The 15,016-nt window shown below is 70.5% G+C and carries 14 protein-coding genes; 4 read left to right on the top strand and 10 right to left on the bottom strand.

Annotation, left to right across the window (positions count from 1 at the left end; translation table 11 throughout):
• The first annotated feature begins 3 nt into the window (after positions 1-3).
• Complete coding sequence (locus ACZ6RT_RS15335; protein WP_470154024.1) at positions 4-393, top strand: allophanate hydrolase-related protein; 390 nt, start codon at positions 4-6, stop codon at positions 391-393.
• Positions 390-1,784, top strand: coding sequence for a dihydropyrimidinase (gene hydA / locus ACZ6RT_RS15330; protein WP_470154022.1), 1,395 nt, complete (start codon positions 390-392; stop codon positions 1,782-1,784). Before ACZ6RT_RS15335 ends, hydA begins: the two co-directional genes overlap by 4 nt.
• A gap of 146 nt (positions 1,785-1,930) precedes the next feature.
• Here hydA and ACZ6RT_RS15325 read toward each other — a convergent pair whose 3' ends face one another.
• From ACZ6RT_RS15325 to ACZ6RT_RS15310, 4 genes are all read right to left on the bottom strand, one after another.
• Complete coding sequence (locus ACZ6RT_RS15325) at positions 1,931-2,551, bottom strand: phosphoribosylanthranilate isomerase (RefSeq protein ID WP_470154020.1); 621 nt, start codon at positions 2,549-2,551, stop codon at positions 1,931-1,933.
• A gap of 75 nt (positions 2,552-2,626) precedes the next feature.
• Complete coding sequence (locus tag ACZ6RT_RS15320) at positions 2,627-4,279, bottom strand: penicillin-binding transpeptidase domain-containing protein (protein WP_470154018.1); 1,653 nt, start codon at positions 4,277-4,279, stop codon at positions 2,627-2,629.
• Positions 4,280-4,506: 227 nt separating this feature from the next.
• Positions 4,507-5,325 (bottom strand): PIG-L family deacetylase, encoded by an 819-nt coding sequence (locus tag ACZ6RT_RS15315; protein ID WP_399189038.1) that lies wholly within the window; start codon positions 5,323-5,325, stop codon positions 4,507-4,509.
• Positions 5,326-5,569: 244 nt separating this feature from the next.
• A complete protein-coding gene (locus ACZ6RT_RS15310; RefSeq protein ID WP_470154075.1) occupies positions 5,570-6,805 on the bottom strand; it encodes a serine hydrolase domain-containing protein in 1,236 nt (411 codons plus the stop codon).
• 375 nt (positions 6,806-7,180) lie between these two features.
• Here ACZ6RT_RS15310 and ACZ6RT_RS15305 point away from each other — a divergent pair, with 375 nt between their 5' ends.
• On the top strand, positions 7,181-7,948 hold the full coding sequence (locus ACZ6RT_RS15305) for a GbsR/MarR family transcriptional regulator (protein ID WP_470154016.1): 768 nt from the start codon (positions 7,181-7,183) through the stop codon (positions 7,946-7,948).
• A 345-nt stretch (positions 7,949-8,293) separates the two neighbouring features.
• Here ACZ6RT_RS15305 and ACZ6RT_RS15300 read toward each other — a convergent pair whose 3' ends face one another.
• Positions 8,294-8,659, bottom strand: coding sequence for an SgcJ/EcaC family oxidoreductase (locus tag ACZ6RT_RS15300; RefSeq protein WP_470154014.1), 366 nt, complete (start codon positions 8,657-8,659; stop codon positions 8,294-8,296).
• Between the two features lie 88 nt (positions 8,660-8,747).
• Between ACZ6RT_RS15300 and ACZ6RT_RS15295 the strand changes: the two genes are divergently transcribed.
• Complete coding sequence (locus tag ACZ6RT_RS15295) at positions 8,748-9,389, top strand: TetR/AcrR family transcriptional regulator (RefSeq protein ID WP_470154013.1); 642 nt, start codon at positions 8,748-8,750, stop codon at positions 9,387-9,389.
• A 237-nt stretch (positions 9,390-9,626) separates the two neighbouring features.
• Here the strand turns inward: ACZ6RT_RS15295 and ACZ6RT_RS15290 are convergent, their stop codons facing one another.
• The 5 genes from ACZ6RT_RS15290 to ACZ6RT_RS15270 form a co-directional block, all read right to left on the bottom strand.
• Positions 9,627-10,136, bottom strand: a complete 510-nt coding sequence (locus ACZ6RT_RS15290; RefSeq protein WP_470154011.1) for a hypothetical protein — start codon at positions 10,134-10,136, stop codon at positions 9,627-9,629.
• Between the two features lie 229 nt (positions 10,137-10,365).
• On the bottom strand, positions 10,366-11,661 hold the full coding sequence (locus ACZ6RT_RS15285) for a Gfo/Idh/MocA family protein (RefSeq protein ID WP_399189049.1): 1,296 nt from the start codon (positions 11,659-11,661) through the stop codon (positions 10,366-10,368).
• 73 nt (positions 11,662-11,734) lie between these two features.
• On the bottom strand, positions 11,735-13,006 hold the full coding sequence (locus tag ACZ6RT_RS15280; protein ID WP_470154010.1) for an ABC transporter substrate-binding protein: 1,272 nt from the start codon (positions 13,004-13,006) through the stop codon (positions 11,735-11,737).
• A gap of 61 nt (positions 13,007-13,067) precedes the next feature.
• Positions 13,068-13,928 carry a carbohydrate ABC transporter permease gene (locus ACZ6RT_RS15275; RefSeq protein ID WP_344905588.1) on the bottom strand — a complete coding sequence of 287 codons (861 nt, stop codon included), beginning with the start codon at positions 13,926-13,928 and terminating at the stop codon, positions 13,068-13,070.
• Entirely contained in the window at positions 13,912-14,892 is a 981-nt protein-coding gene (locus ACZ6RT_RS15270) for a carbohydrate ABC transporter permease (protein WP_399189054.1), read from the bottom strand. Before ACZ6RT_RS15270 ends, ACZ6RT_RS15275 begins: the two co-directional genes overlap by 17 nt.
• Positions 14,893-15,016: the final 124 nt, after the last annotated feature.

The following is a 15,016-nucleotide window of genomic DNA, read 5'->3' as shown; positions in this document are numbered from 1 at the left end:
CAGGTGGAGAGTCTGCGCATGTTCGTCAACGGTCAGGCGATGTCGGGCGGCAGCCTGAACGACGCGCTGGCCGGGGCGAGGTTCCTCGGCCCGGCCGAGACCGCCCCCCGCTACCGGTTCTACTCGGTACGCGACGAGTTCCCCGGCCTGTCGCCCGTCCCCGATGGCGGGCACGCGGTGCCCGGCGAGCTGTACGAGGTCACCTACGAGATCCTGCGCGAGCGCCTGCTGCCGGGGGAACCGCCCGAGCTGGAGCTGGGGGTGATCGAGCTGTCGGACGGGAGCGGGTCGCTCTGCATGCGGATGCGCGCCGAGGCGATCTCCGCGCCGGGAGTGACCGACATCAGCGAGGCCGGCGGCTGGCGGGCCCACCTCGGGCGGAGCGCCCGGTGAGGGCCTCGCTGGTGGTACGCGGCGGCACCGTGGTGGAGGCCGGGTGGTCGGCCCGGGCGGACGTGTTCGTGGCGGGCGGCGTCGTCGTCGCCCTGACCGAGCCGGGCACGCCCGCCCCCTCCGGCACCGTCGAGATCGACGCGGGCGGCGCGCTGGTGATGCCCGGCGGCGTCGACCCGCACTGCCACGTCGGCTTCACCTCCGGCGACTTCACCTCGCTGGACGACTACGCGCGGTGCACCACGGCGGCCGTGTTCGGCGGCACCACCACGATCGTGGACTTCGCGATCCCGCGCCCCGGTCAGGCGCCCGCCGACGTGGCGTACGCCCAGCGGGCCAAGGCGTCGCAGGGACTGTGCGACAGTGCCCTGCACGCCTGCGTGGTGGAGTGGGACGCGACCGTGCCCGCCCAGCTCGCCGCGCTGGTCGCCGACGGCATGCCGACGGTGAAGATGTTCACCACCTACCGCGGCGAGACCATGGCGAACGAGGACACGATCCTGCGGACCATGACGGTGCTGCGCGACCTGGGCGGCCTGGTGGTGATCCACTGCGAGGCCGACCACATCATCGTGGACGCCCAGGAGCGCTGCGCGGCCTCGGGCCGGATCGGCGCCGAGCACATGGCGGCGACCCGGCCGGAACTGGCCGAGACGGCGTCGGTGGCCGAGGTGCTGGCCATCGCCGAGTCGCTGCGCGCCCCGGTCTACTTCGTCCACCAGTCGACCGCGGAGGCGGTGGAGCTGGTGGCCGCGGCCAGGCGCCGCGGGGTCGCCGCCTTCACCGAGTCGGTCGCCCACCACCTGGTGCTGGACGACGGCCTGTACGGCGGGCCGGTTCCGGAGCGGTTCGTCTGCTGCCCTCCGCTGCGTCCCCGTGGCGTGGTCGACGCGCTGGCCCGCCACCTGTTCACCGGGGAGATCACCACGATCGGCAGCGACCACTGCTGCTACGACGTGGCGCAGAAGGAGTCGCGCCGCTCCGACGTGCGGGTCATGCCGAACGGGCTGCCCGGGGTGGAGACCAGGCTCCCGGTGATCTTCTCGGAGTTCGTCGCGGGCCGCGGGCTGCCGGCCACCCGGTTCGTCGAGCTCACCGCGGCCGGCCCCGCACGGACCAACGGCCTCTATCCCCGCAAGGGCACGCTGATGCCGGGGGCGGACGCCGACATCGCGATCTGGGATCCCTCGGCGCGCTGGACGGTGACCTCCGGCGACCTGCACATGGCCACCGACTACACCCCGTACGAGGGCATGACGCTGACCGGGCGCCCGCGGACCGTGCTGGTGGGCGGGCGGGTGGTGGTGCACGACGGTGTGCTCACCGACCCGGCTCCGCGCGGGCGGCACATCGCGGCGGGACCGATCACGCTGACCCCGTCCCTGCTGTGACCCCGTCCCCGATCCGAACCCCTCCGGTCCCTGCTCTGAGCCCGTCTCTGCTGTGAGCCCGTCCCTGCTGCGAGCCCGTTCTTGCGCTGAGCCCGTTCCTGCTCCGGGCCCGCCGCCGACGCCGCCGTTCCCCACCGGGGCGTCGCTCAGCCGTCGCCCTCCCCCACCGCCGTCCCGGCCGCGCCGCGGGCGGCGGTGACGAAGTCCGCGATGAGCCCGGCGTCCTTGACCCCGGGCGCGACCTCTACCCCGCTCGACACGTCCACCCCCCACGGGCGGGCGGCGGCGATCGCCCCGGCCACGTTCGACGGGTCCAGCCCTCCGGCCAGCATCCAGCGGCCCTGCGGGCGCCCGCGCACCGCCGCCCAGTCCCACGGTTCCCCGGAGCCGGGCCTGGGCGCGTCGACGATGAGCAGGTCCTCGTCGAAGGCGCCGCAGCGCAGGTCGGTGCCGGCCACCCCGGCCCGGACCAGGGTCAGGCCCAGGTCCTCGAGCGCGGTGAAGTCCTCGTGCGGGTGGTCGCCGTGCAGCTGGATCCCGCGCACGCCCGCCTCCAGCGCGGCGGCGCGGACCTCCCCGGGCGGTTCCCCGGCGAACACCGCCACGGTCAGCACGTGCTCCGGGACCGCCGAGGCCAGCTCCCGCGCCCGCGCGGGGGTGACCCGCCGCGAGCTCCTGGTGAGGACGAATCCGATGGCGTCGGCGCCCGCCTCGACGGCGGCCGTCACATGTCCGGGCTCGCGGAGCCCGCAGATCTTCACGTACACCCTGTGTACGGTAGCCCGTCATCCTGCCCGCCCGCTCCCGCCGTCGTGACGGACCGGGTCACCGCGGGAGGGGGGTCACAGCGCGTTCAGGAACCTGGCGGCGAGCGGTGCCGCGACCTGTCCCCCGGCTCCGCCGTGCTCCACGAACACCGCGAAGGCCAGGGAGTCCCGGTACCCGATGAACCAGGCGTGGTCCTCGCCGCCCTCGACCTCGGCGGTGCCGGTCTTGCCCGCCGTACCCGCGGGCAGACCGGCCTGGGCGGCAGTGCCGCGGGCGACCACGGCGTCCATCATCGTCCGCAGGCCCCCGGCCACGCCGTCGTCCAGCGGCACCGGCTGCGGCGAGTCCGCGGGAGGCCGCTCGGTCATGATGGCGGGCCTCCAGACGCCGCTCGCCACCGCGGCGGCCGTCTCGGCCATGCAGAGCGGGCTGGCCTGTACGGAGTTCTGGCCGATGGCGTCGGACCCCAGCTCGTCGGGGGTCGTGTACGGCCGGATCCGGCAGGTGCTCAGTCCCGGCTTCTCCCGGAAGCCGAACCGGTCGGCGGCCTCGGCGCGCAGCCGGTCGTCGCGCAGCCGCTCGTAGGTCTGCTGGGCGAAGGTGGTGTTGCAGGACAGCGCGAAGGCCGTGCTCAGGGGGACGGTGCCGTGGTCGATCCCGTCGGAGTCGGTGAAGGGCCTGCCGTTCGGGAGGGTGTAGGAGGCCGGGCAGGCGACCGGTGAGTCCGGGGTCAGTCCGGAGCGCAGCAGCGCGGCGGCCGTCACCACCTTGAACGTCGACCCCGGGGGGTACAGGCCGTTGAAGGCCTTCCGTCCGCCCAGCGAGTCCGCCACCGCGCGCACCTGGCCCGTCCGGACGTCCACGGCCACGATCGCGGAGGGCCGCACGCTCCCGTCAAGGGCCCGGGCCGCGGCGGCCTGCACGGGCTGGGAGATCGTGGTCCTGGCCCCGGACCGCTTCTCGGGCCGGGAGGACTGCAGCGTCCTGCCCGACGGCTCCTCCAGCAGCTTCACCTCGACGGCGATCCCGTCCAGGCCGGTGAAGTAGTCGCCCGCCCTGCTCTCCCGGGGGAACGGCCGTCCCTCGCGGGTGAGGGTGGCCGGGGTCCGGACCTCCCTCTCCTTCAGCCGCAGGCTCCCGCCGTCCTTGAGCGAGGGATGCATCGTCTCCGGGGACCAGAGCACCTTCCACGTCCCGTCGCGCAGCGCCAGACGCAGCACCGAGGCGAAGGGCCACCGGCCCAGCCCGGTGACCTCCCGTACCCCGTTGAAGGACAGCTCGGCCGTCTCCGTCTCCTGCGCGCGCAGCTCACCGGCGGTGAGGGAGAGCGAGGTGACCCGCAGCTCGGTGTCGAACCGGCGGTGCCGGTCGGCGAGGTCGGCCGGTGGATCGGCGACCAGGGCTGTCATGGCGGCGAGGTCACCGGCCTGCCAGGCGGCGAGGTAGCCCCGCCCGGCCCACTCGGGTCCCTCCTGCGGGGTCGGCGTGACCGGGACCGGCGACAGGGAGGGCGGGGAGGGCGCCGCGGAGGACGGCGCCCCCTCGGCCTCCTCCGCCTCTCCGGTCTCCTCGGCGTCCCCGGCGGCGTCTTCGGCCGCGTCGGCGGGCAGGGGGCGGGGCGACGGGGAGGCCACGCCCCTGCCGGGAGCCGCCACCACCGCGTACGCACCGAAGATGACGATCATGACCGCCGACACGATCAGCGCGAGGAGCCGTCGATCCCGCATACCGTTTACTCCCCTGGGTTTCCACGGTTGCTCACCAGAGAAAAGATCGTAAAGGCGGGCACCATGGCGAACCAGGCTTCTCCGGACATCGGTACCGGAGCGTAGCTTCGGCGTGCCCTGCCGTCCCCCGGCCGTTCCCGGTCAGGGAGGGCCGGGGACGACCGGGGGACGGCCAGGAACGGTCGGGGACGGCTGGGGACGGCTGGGGACGGCTGGGGACGCGGCCCTCAGCGGAGGCCGTCGAAGAGGTCGTCCTCCCGGTCGGCCGCCCCGGGAACGCGGTTGATCACGCGGATGAACGCCTCGGTCCCCAGGACCTGCTGCTGCGCCTCGGGGGGCATGCGCAGCATGAAGATGCTGTCCCCCTGGCTCGCGTGCGCCTCCAGGGCCTTGCGCTTGCGCTCAACGTACGGCGCCACGTCGATCATCGCGGTGATCTGCTCCTGCGGGACCCCGAAGTCGTCGGGAAGCTCGAGCTCCTCGGACGGGACCCCGGCCGCGCGGAGGAGCTCGAACAGCTCGGCGATCCCCTCGCGGGGCACCGCGGTGTGGTACAGCTTCGCGGGGATCCCGCAGGCCTCGGTCGCGGCCATGGCGATCCGGTGCGCCTGGATGTGGTCGGGGTGGCCGTAGCCGCCGTTCTCGTCGTAGGTGACCACGACCTGCGGGCGGTAGCGTTCCATCAGCTCGGCCAGCCGCGCCGCGGCCCGTTCCACCGGGACGTTGGCGAAGGCGTCCTCGGCCTTGTTCCCGTCCCAGCCGTCCATGCCCGAGTCGCGGTAGCCGAGCAGTTCCACGTGCTCGATCCCCAGGTGGGCCACGGACGCGCGGAGCTCCTCCAGCCGCAGCGCGCTCACCGCCGCCTCGTCATGGCCGGGCTCGCCGGGCTTCACCCCGCCGGGGGCGTCCCCCTGCTCCCCGTTCGTGCAGGTGACCAGGACGGTGCGGATGCCCTCCTCGGCGTACCGGGCGAAGATCCCGCCCGTCCCGAGGACCTCGTCGTCGGGATGGGCGTGCACGGCCATCAAGGTCAACTTTTCGCTCATGATCTCCACCCGTTCGTTCAGGAAAGCGCTGCGGATCGGCCCACTCTATGGCGGCCCTCCGACAGCCCCGGGCGGCAGGTGAACCATCGTGAACGACGACGGCCGGTCACTCCCCGGCCGGAAGGCGCCGTTCCCGGTGAGGACGCGCCGGATCGGTGGCCGATGCCGGATGCGGCGACGACGCCCACCTGGGCGCCGCGCCGGCCGGGCGCGGCCCGGGGAACCCCACCCGGCCACCGGCGCCTCACCGTCGGTCGTCGATCGCCTGGTAGAGCGTGGTCCAGAAGTCGTGGATGACGTGAGCCGAATTCGGGACGGACATCCCGACCTGGGTGAGCAGGATCCCGGTGAGCCGGTTCTCCGGGTCGGCGTAGGTCGAGGTGCCGCTTCCGCCGTCCCAGCCGAACTGGCCGACGGGCGCGTAGTCACCACGGTAGGTGCGCACCGCCATCCCGAAGCCCCAGCCGCCGTGCTGGCCCTGGCCGAATGACAGATGGACGTTGTTGACGGCCATGGCGTGCCGGGGTGCCTGCTGCTCGGGTGTGAGGCGGTTGGTGGTCATCAGCTGGACGGCGGGCCGGGACAGGATCCGTTCGTTCCCGTGCATCCCGTGGTTCAGCAGCATCCGGAAGTAGGCGTGGTAGTCGTCGGCGGTGGAGACCAGCCCGCCGCCGCTGCCCTGGAACGCCGGGGGGCTGCTCCAGCGCCCGCCCTCGGCCTCGTCCCACACGTGGAACTCGCCGGTCTGCGGATCCGGGGCGTACAGGGCCGGCAGTCGGTCGATCTCGTCGGCGGGCACGTGGAAGGCGGTGTCCTTCATGCCCAGCGGGTCGAGGACGCGTTCGCGCAGGAACGTCTCGAACGACCGGCCGGCGACCCTGGCCACCAGCACGCTGAGCACGTCGTGGCTGATCTGGTACTGCCAGTGCTCCCCGGGCTGGTGCATCAGCGGCAGTGTGCCCAGGCGGCGCATCCACTCGTCCGGCTCGGGCATCGGCTCCGGGAGGTCGGGCGTGAGCCCCTGCTCGAAGATCGCGCCCATGATCGGAGCACCCAGCGCCGTCATGTCCATGCCGAGCCCGAACGTGGAGGTCAGCAGGTCCCGTACGGTGATCGGCCGCCGCGCCGGCACGGTGTCGTCCAGCGGGCCGTCGATCCGCTTCAGCACCCGCCGGTCGGCCAGCTCGGGCAGCCACGGATCCACCGGGTCGTCCAGCCGCAGCCTGCACTCGTCCAGCAGGACCATCGCCGCCGCCATCGCGACCGGCTTGGACGTCGAGGCCATCCGGAAGATCGTGTCCCGGCGCATCGGCGCGCCACCGTCATGGCGCATCGTCCCGATCGCCTCGACGTGCGTCTGGTCGCCCCGGCCGACCAGGGCGACGAGCCCGGGGACCTTCCCGGAGTCGACATGCCGGGTCAGCACCTCGCGCAGTCTGCGCAGCCCCGCCTCGGAGAAGCCGCCGTTGCCCTGTCCCATCATCAATCTCCTTGCGTACAGCGTTCGATCCGCCGGACCCGCCCCAGGCCTGGCGCTCATGACTTCGACGAGCGGCGCACGGGGGTCGGGGGAACTCGGTCACGGGATCCCCTGCGGCGCCACCGGCGTCCGCCATCGTTCGGGAATCCCTGAACGTCTGTGACGCTACATTGCATTTACAAATTCGTCAACGCAGAAGGAAGGCAGAAACCTCTGCTTTAGCTGGCAAATTGAGCTTTTTTTGCAATGACTCTGTAGCTGAATGCAATGGCGGATCGGGCTTGCATTGCAATGGGGTGCACGTGAATGCATACTGTGCAGCGAGTACGCACGCACAGAGCCCTGAGCATGCCGTCAGACAGGAGACGAGCGCCGATGCCCGGAGGCAGACTCACCGGCGAGGACCGCCGGCGCATCACCGCGGGGCTTGCCGAGGGACTCGGATACGCAGAGATCGGCCGGCGCCTGGGGCGTCCCGCCTCGACCGTCATGCGGGAGGTCACCCGCAACGGCGGGCCCGACGGCTACAGCGCGGACCGGGCACAGGAGGCCACACGGCAGCGTGCGCGCCGGCGCGGGCAGGCCCGGCCTCCGGCGCCGCCCATCCCCGACAGCGGCCACGGACGGGACCCCCGGGCGGTCCAGGACTTCACGGAGTCCTTCACCGCCCTGCTCGTCCAGCAGGGACTGCCCCGGATGGAGGCCAGGGTGCTGGCCTGCCTGTACACCACCGACTCCGGCGCCCTCACCGCCGCTGACCTGGTCCAGCGGCTTCGCGTCAGCCCGGCGTCGGTCTCGCACGCCGTCGCCTACCTCGAACAGCAGGGCATGCTCCGCCGGGAGCGGGATCCCGGCGTACGGCGCGAACGCTATGTCGCCGACGACGAGATCTGGCTCCGATCCATCCTCGCGGCCCTGCAGATGAACGAAGCCCTCGCGGCCGCGTCGCGGCGCGGAGCCGAGATTCTCGGGGCCGCGACCCCGGCGGGCGCCCGCTTCGAGTCCTCCGCCGAGCTCCTTCTCCTCGTGAGCGAGGCCTTCCGGCAGGTCATCGAGCAGTGGCGGCGGGGCCCGGCCGCGCGGAGCGCCCGGCACCCGGGCGGCGGAGGCGGTGACGGTTCCTCGGAGCCGTCACCGGCGTGAGGACACCCACGGCGCCGAAGGGCCGGTCCGGACCCGTGGTGATCGGGTGGCAGGGGGCTCCCGATCCCCCGCGGGTGTGCGGCCCGCGCCGGCCGGCTCCGCGCACCACGGCTCCGCAGACGGAAAAGGCCGGCCACCACCCGACGGTGACCCGCCTGCGCGCCTCGTCGGCCGGGAGGCATCGGAACGGAAAGGCACGCCGAGAAGACCGGCCCGGCGCGCTCGGCGGGACTTTCCGTTCCGGTGTTCTTCAGCCTCCGGCACGGACCTGCCGGCCGGGGCTCGACGGGTGACGCGCGGCGACACCGCCCTGCCGGCCGGGGGCTCCGATGACCGGGACCACGCTCACGACGTCAGCACCGGGGTGGTCTGAGCCAGCGCGATCCGCCAGGCGCCGTCCTCTTTGACCAGCACGAACGTCAGCGCTCCGGTACGGCCGTCGTTGACGTGCTTGATCAGGCCCGCGATCGCCACGTCCGGTCGCAGGAAGGTGACGTCGAGCAGCTCGTTCCTGGTCAGCACGTCCTTCAGCGGGGTGCGCAGCGCCTTGGCCATGGCCTCCCTGACCTTGTCGCGGCCACGCAGCCGGATCCCGATGAAGTTGACCAGGGACACCTCCTCGGTCAGCAGCCCGGTGAAACCGGCCACGTCGCTCTGCAGCTCTTCGGCGTCGCGGACGACGTGCTCGATCGCCTTGACATCGGGGTTCATGTCGCATCTCCTAAACTAGCGGAGCGATTCACTCCGCTTTGAAGGTATATCGGAGCGAATCGCTCCGCAACTGTTAGACTCCGTGGCGATGACCACACGCAGAGACCTCACGGAACGCAACGACCGCGCACTGCTCCAAGCCGCGCGCGACGTGCTCGCGGAAGACGGCGCGCACGCCTCCGTCGCCGCCATCGCGACCCGGGCAGGCGTCGGCATCGGCAGCCTCTACCGCCGCTACAGGACCAAGGAAGAGCTGTTCCAGCAGCTCAGCCTCCTCTCCCTCGACCACTGGAACGAAGCGGCCGAGCAGGGCCTGGCCGACCCCGACCCATGGGCAGGGCTGGCGGCGTTCATCCGCGGCTGCGTCGAGTTCGGGCAGGGCTCGCTGGCGCCCGTCGCCGGCACCATCGAGGTCACCCAGGAGATGAGCGCCAAGGCCCGCCGCGGCGACGAGCTGCTCGACGAGCTGGTACGACGAGCACACCGGGCCGACGTCCTGCGCAAGGAGGTGACCTCGGTCGACATCTCGCTGCTCATCGAGCAGCTCGGCCGTTCCCCGCTGGTCGATCAGCTTCGCAAGCAGGGCAGGGACGACCTGCTGCCCGCCGCCGCCGAGGCTCGTCGGCGGCTGATCGCGATAGCGCTCGACGGGTTGCGGCCGGGACACGACCCGTTGCCCGGTTCCCCGCCGGGCCAGGAACTCTTCACCGACCGCTGGTCACGGCAGTAGAGGCCGTACGCGGCACCCAAGAGCCTGGAACGGGACTGCGATCTCCGGCCCGTCCTCCATCTCGGAGGGATCCGGGCGGCCGGCCGGACCATGGCCTGCCGGAACCGGACCGCCTCGACGATCGCCTCCCCGGCGAGGAACGGTCCCGACGGGCCGTCCGTCGTCGCGTGCGCTGTCGGCGGGCGATGAGACGTGGGGCGCGAGCCGCTCAGGGAACGACTCGCGCCTCGTCACCACTCACCGATTGCGCAGGGTGAACGTCACGACGGTCCGGTCGTCGCGCACCCTGTCCACGTCGTTCTGCACCCGGACCTGCTTGGTGACGCTCTGGCCCGGCCAGATCAAGGATCTGGGCATGCTCCCCACGCCCTTCAGCGCGTTGGTCTCCGCGCTGTCGCCCTCGAAGAACCTGATGCTGATGTTGTCCAGCGTCAGTACGTGGCCGGAGCGCTGGAGCCGGTAGTGGATCTCGGTTCGGATCTCCCCGCCGCACTTCCCGAAGTACCAGTGGTTCACGGGTGGTCCGCCGACGCGCCCGGTGTTGCTGATCGGGATTCTGTGGGTGCACCGCTCGTTCCTGCCGAACCGCTCGTAGTCCATCATGTCGAACACGACGGTGCCGGTCGCGTGCCAGTTCTGCTGCGAGGTCGCCCGGGCGGCCGTCGCCGTGGCGCTCTGAGCAAGAACGCCAAGGAACAGGACTCCGGTGGTGGCGCTGATTCCGAGAACGCGGACGGTACGGTTCACCGGGACTCCTTCGGTGGGGACGACGCCGTCCGTGGTGAACCGGTGGGCCCGGCCGCGGACGACGTGTCGTCGGGTTCTGTCCACAGTGGTAACCCGATCCGCCTGCAACGCGCTTTCAGTCTTCTTGTCCACCGCACGCGCGCCGCTCGATATCGTGAGATGTCGTGAGATGCGGCGAGGTGGCAGGAGACGTCGCGCTCCCGCCGGGCGCCCGCGCCCTCGTCCGGCGTCAGCTCGCCTGCCGGGTGCCGCCGTCCTCCAGCAGGACGGGAGCGCCGCTCGCGGCGGACAGGTTGGCCGAAACCCCGACCATCACGCTGGCGACACCGGCGCGGTGCCCGGCCTGGCGGCCCAGGGGGTCCTCTCCGGCGCCGCGGAAGATGTCGTTCAGCATCAGGGCGTCGCCGCCGCCGTGGCCGCCCGCGCCCGAGGAGATGGCGATCTCCTCCGGCTCGTTCCAGTGCCGGTGCAGGACGAGCCGTTCGGAGGCGCCGGGGGCGCGGGACTTGTCTGCGGCGGTCGGGTCGATCGCGGCCCGCGGCGGGGTCCAGGCGCGTTCGACGACCTCCAGCTCCAGCCGTCCCCCGGTGCCGTTGACGGCCACCCGGTAGCCCTCGAAGGGGCCGTGGGCGTTGAGGGAGTAGGTGAGCATCGCCCCGCGGGAGTAGCCGACGAGGACGGCCATGTTGTCCTCGATGGTGACGCCCTCACCGAACACGTCCTGGTCGCGGTGGTAGCCGTCCTCGTGCTCGGCGTCCAGGTAGAGGCGCTTGAGCCGGGGGTCGGCGGAGATGTCGAGCAGGTAGGGGTCGGTGCCGAGCCCCGGCGCGCCGGCGGCGCGCTCCGGGCGGTCGCCCAGGCCGCGGGCGCGGGCGTTGTCGGCCCCGTAGAACCGCAGCGCCGAGCGGGCGTAGACCGAGGTGGCGGTGTCGGCCAGCCACCAGTTGGCCAGGTCGAAGTGGTGGGTGGACTTGTGCACCAGCAGGCCGCCGGAGCTGGCCTTGTCGCGGTGCCAGCGGCGGAAGTAGTCGGCGCCGTGGATGGTGTCCAGGACCCACTCGAAGTGCACGGAGGTGACGTCGCCGATCGCCCCGTCGGCGATCAGCCGGCGGACGGCGCTGTTGCGCGGGGAGTAGCGGTAGTTGAAGGTGACGACGAGCCGGCCGGTGCTCCGCTCGGCGGCCTCGATGACGGCCGCGCAGTCCTCGGCGGTGGTGCACAGCGGCTTCTCCACGATGACGTCCTTGCCCGCCTCCAGCGCGGCGACGACGTATCGGGCGTGGGTGGCGTCGACGGTGGCGACCACGACCGCGTCGGCGAGTTCGAGCATCTTGTCGAACTCGTGCGGCGCGAAGGACGGGACGTCGTGGCCGATGCGGTCGAGGTAGTAGCCGATCCGGGTCCGGTTGACGTCACAGAGGGCGACGATCTCGCCGGTGTCGCTCCACTCCCCGAGCAGCGCGTCGATGTACAGCTGTACCCGGTGGCCGAGTCCGACGAAGGCGTATCGCATCAAGAACCCCATGAAGAGAATGGTGGAGACGACCGTGCCGTACGGCTCGGTGTGAGCCGTACGGCACGTCAGGTGAGAACGATCGTCACTTGGTGAGGGTGGCGTTGGCCTCGGTGATGAAGGCCTTCACCGCGTCGTCCGCGGTGGCCTTGCCGAACAGCACCGAGTCGGTGGCGCGCTTGAGGATGTCCTCCATCTCCATGGCGCCCTTCGGCGGAACGGTGATCGGGCTCAGCTCGCTCTTGATCGAGTCGATGAAGGTGAGCACCTTCTGGTCGGCCGGGGTCAGCTTGTCCTTGATGGCGGTGACGACCTTGGCGTTGGTCGGCATGCCGCGGTCGCTGAGCAGGATGCCGCCCGCCTCGGGGTCGTTGACGAGGAAGTCGACGAACTTCTGGGCGGCGTCGGCCTTCTCGGTCCTGGCGGAGATCGTGTAGTACATCGCGGGCTGGAGGAACATGCCGGCGGTGGTCGCGCCCTCGGACTTCGGCATCCGCAGCAGGTCGAGCTCCTGGCCGGCGCCCTTGCTCAGCGCGGTGAGCTGGTTGCTCCACCAGCTGCCGAACGCGCTGGCGTTCGTGGCGAGCAGGGCCTGGTCGACCTTGGTGCCGGTCTCCAGCATCTGGGCGGCGTCAGGGCCGGCCTTGGTGGAGATGATCTTCTGCAGGAGGGCCCACCAGTCCTTGATGGTCTGCTCCGACAGGCCGATCTTGCCGTCCTTGTAGAACTGCTCCCCGCGCTGGGCGGCGTACAGCTGCAGGAAGGCGGGGTTCTCGTTGTACTCGGTCCCCCAGACCTTGCCGTCACCCTTCTCGGTGATCTTCTGGGAGAGCGCGATGTAGTCGTCCCAGGTCCAGCTCGTGTCGTCCGGGACCTTCTCGCCGGCCTTCTCCACCGTCGCCTTGTTGACGATCATCGGGAAGGTGTTGACGCCGGTGGGGATGGCGAACTGCTTGCCGTCGACCTGGCCGGCCTTGAGCACGTCCTGGTCGAGGTCGGTGGTGTTGACCTTGCCGTTGAGGTCGGCGAGGGTGCCTCGGCCGGCGTACTCGGCCAGGCCGCGGATCTCGATGGACATGACGTCGGGGGCGTCGCCGGCCGCGGACTTGGTGGCCAGCTTCTCGTAGTAGCTGTCCCAGTCGGAGAAGTCGCCTTCGATGTCGATCGTCGGGTTCTTCTTCTCGAACGCGGCGATGGCGGACTCCGTCAGCTTCTGCCGGGCGTCGCTGCCCCAGTACGAGAAGACGACCTTCGTCTTCCCGCCGGATTCGCCGGCCTCACCGCCGCCGCCGCTGCCGCAGGCGGTGGCCGATATCGCGAGCAGGGTGACGGCGGTGGCCGCCTTGATGATCTTCATGAGACGCCTCGAAGGATAGAGGTGGGGAGGATGGGGGGTGGATGTCAGGTGATCGGTGGAACTATTTGAGACCGGTGGTCGCCATGCCCCGGACGAGATACTTCTGGCCCGCGAGGAAGAAGCCGAAGATCGGGCCGAGGGAGATGATCGACATCGCGAACAGCGGCCCCCAGGAGGACTCACCGCTGGAGTCCATGAACTGGCGGAGCGCGACGGGCACGGTGAGGTTGTCGGAGTTGGTCAGGTAGAGGTTCTGGGTGAAGAAGTCGTTCCAGGTCCAGATGAAGGTGAAGATCGCGGTGGTCGCCAGCGCGGGCACGCACAGCGGCATGATCACCCGGATGAACGTGCGCCAGTGACCCGCGCCGTCGATCGCCGCCGCCTCGTCCAGCTCCCTGGGCAGGGTCCGGATGAACTGGACCATCAGGAAGATGAAGAACGCGTCGGTGGCGAGGAACTTCGGCGCGATGATCGGCCAGATCGTGTTGATCCAGTCGAACTTGGCGAACATGATGTACTGCGGGACGACCGTGACGTGGTGCGGCAGCATGATCGAGCCGAGCATGATCGCGAACCACACCTTCTTCAGCGGGAACTCCAGCCGGGCGAAGGCGTATGCCGCGAGCGAGCAGGCGAGCAGGTTGCCGACGACCGCCAGGACCGTGATGACGGCCGAGTTCCACAGGTAGTAGCCGAAGGTGTGCTTGAGCGCGGCCCAGCCCTCGGTGTAGTTGGCACCCGTCACCTCGGTCGGCACCAGCCCGGGCTCCCGGAAGATCAGCTCTTCCGGCTTGATCGAGCTGGAGATCATCCACAGCAGCGGGTAGAGCATGAACAGCCCGAAGGCGATCAGCAGTACGTGCCTGACCAGGCGCGGGGCGGGCCGGAACAGGACCGGCACGCGCTTACTTGTCGTCGCCATAGAAAACCCAGAATCGAGACATGAGGAAGTTGACACCGGTCAGGACCGCGATGATGAGCAGCAGCACCCAGGCCATACCGGCCGCGTAGCCCATCTCGTAGTTCTTGAAGCCCTTGATGTAGAGGTAGAGCGTGTAGAAGAGGGTCGAGTCCACCGGCCCGCCGTTGCCGCCGCTGACGATGAACGACTGGGTGAAGGACTGGAAGGACTTGATCACCTCCAGCACCAGGTTGAAGAAGATGATCGGGGTGAGCAGCGGCAGGGTGATCGAGCGGAACTTCCGCCACCTGCCGGCGCCGTCGACCGAGGCCGCCTCGTAGAGGTTCTGCGGGATCTGGCGGAGCCCGGCCAGGAAGATGACCATCGGGGCTCCGAACGTCCACACGTGCAGGATGATCAGCGTCCACAGCGCGGTGTCCGGGCTCGTCACCCAGCCCTGGCCCTCGTAGCCGAACAGGCCCAGGAACGAGTTCACGATGCCGTCGGTGCCGAAGATCTTCCGCCACAGGATCGAGATCGCCACGCTGCCTCCCAGCAGCGAGGGCAGGTAGAAGACCGAGCGGTAGAACGGCAGGCCGCGCAGCCCCCGGTCCAGCACGAGCGCCAGTCCCAGCGCGAAGGCGAGCTGCAGCGGGACGGACACCACGACGTAGGTGGTCGTCACCTGCAGCGAGGTAATGAACCGCTCGTCCTGGGTGAACATCTTCACGTAGTTGTCCCAGCCGACCCACTGCGCCTCGGTCAGGAGGCTGTAGTCGGTGAAGGACAGGTAGAGCGAGGCGATCATCGGTCCGAGCGTGATCGCGAACAGGCCGATGAACCAAGGGGCCAGGAACAGATAGGCCGCCCGCGCCTGAGATCGGCTGCGGGAGCTCTTGATGCGCCGGTGGTCGGGAGGATCCACCTTTTCGGGGGGCGTGACCGGCACTTCGGTCGTCCCCGCCGTTGCGGGACTCAGCGTCATCACTGGCCCTTCGGGGAGTCGGTGAATTGGTAGCGCTTTTCCTATAGCTTTACCGGCCGGGACGTCAACCCTTTGCAGTGAGCTGGCTCACGAGTCGCAACGCTGGATTTTCACGTTTTCCCAG

This window comes from Streptosporangium sp. NPDC050148, from assembly GCF_055586505.1.
This window is presented reverse-complemented; position numbering and strand designations above follow the sequence as displayed.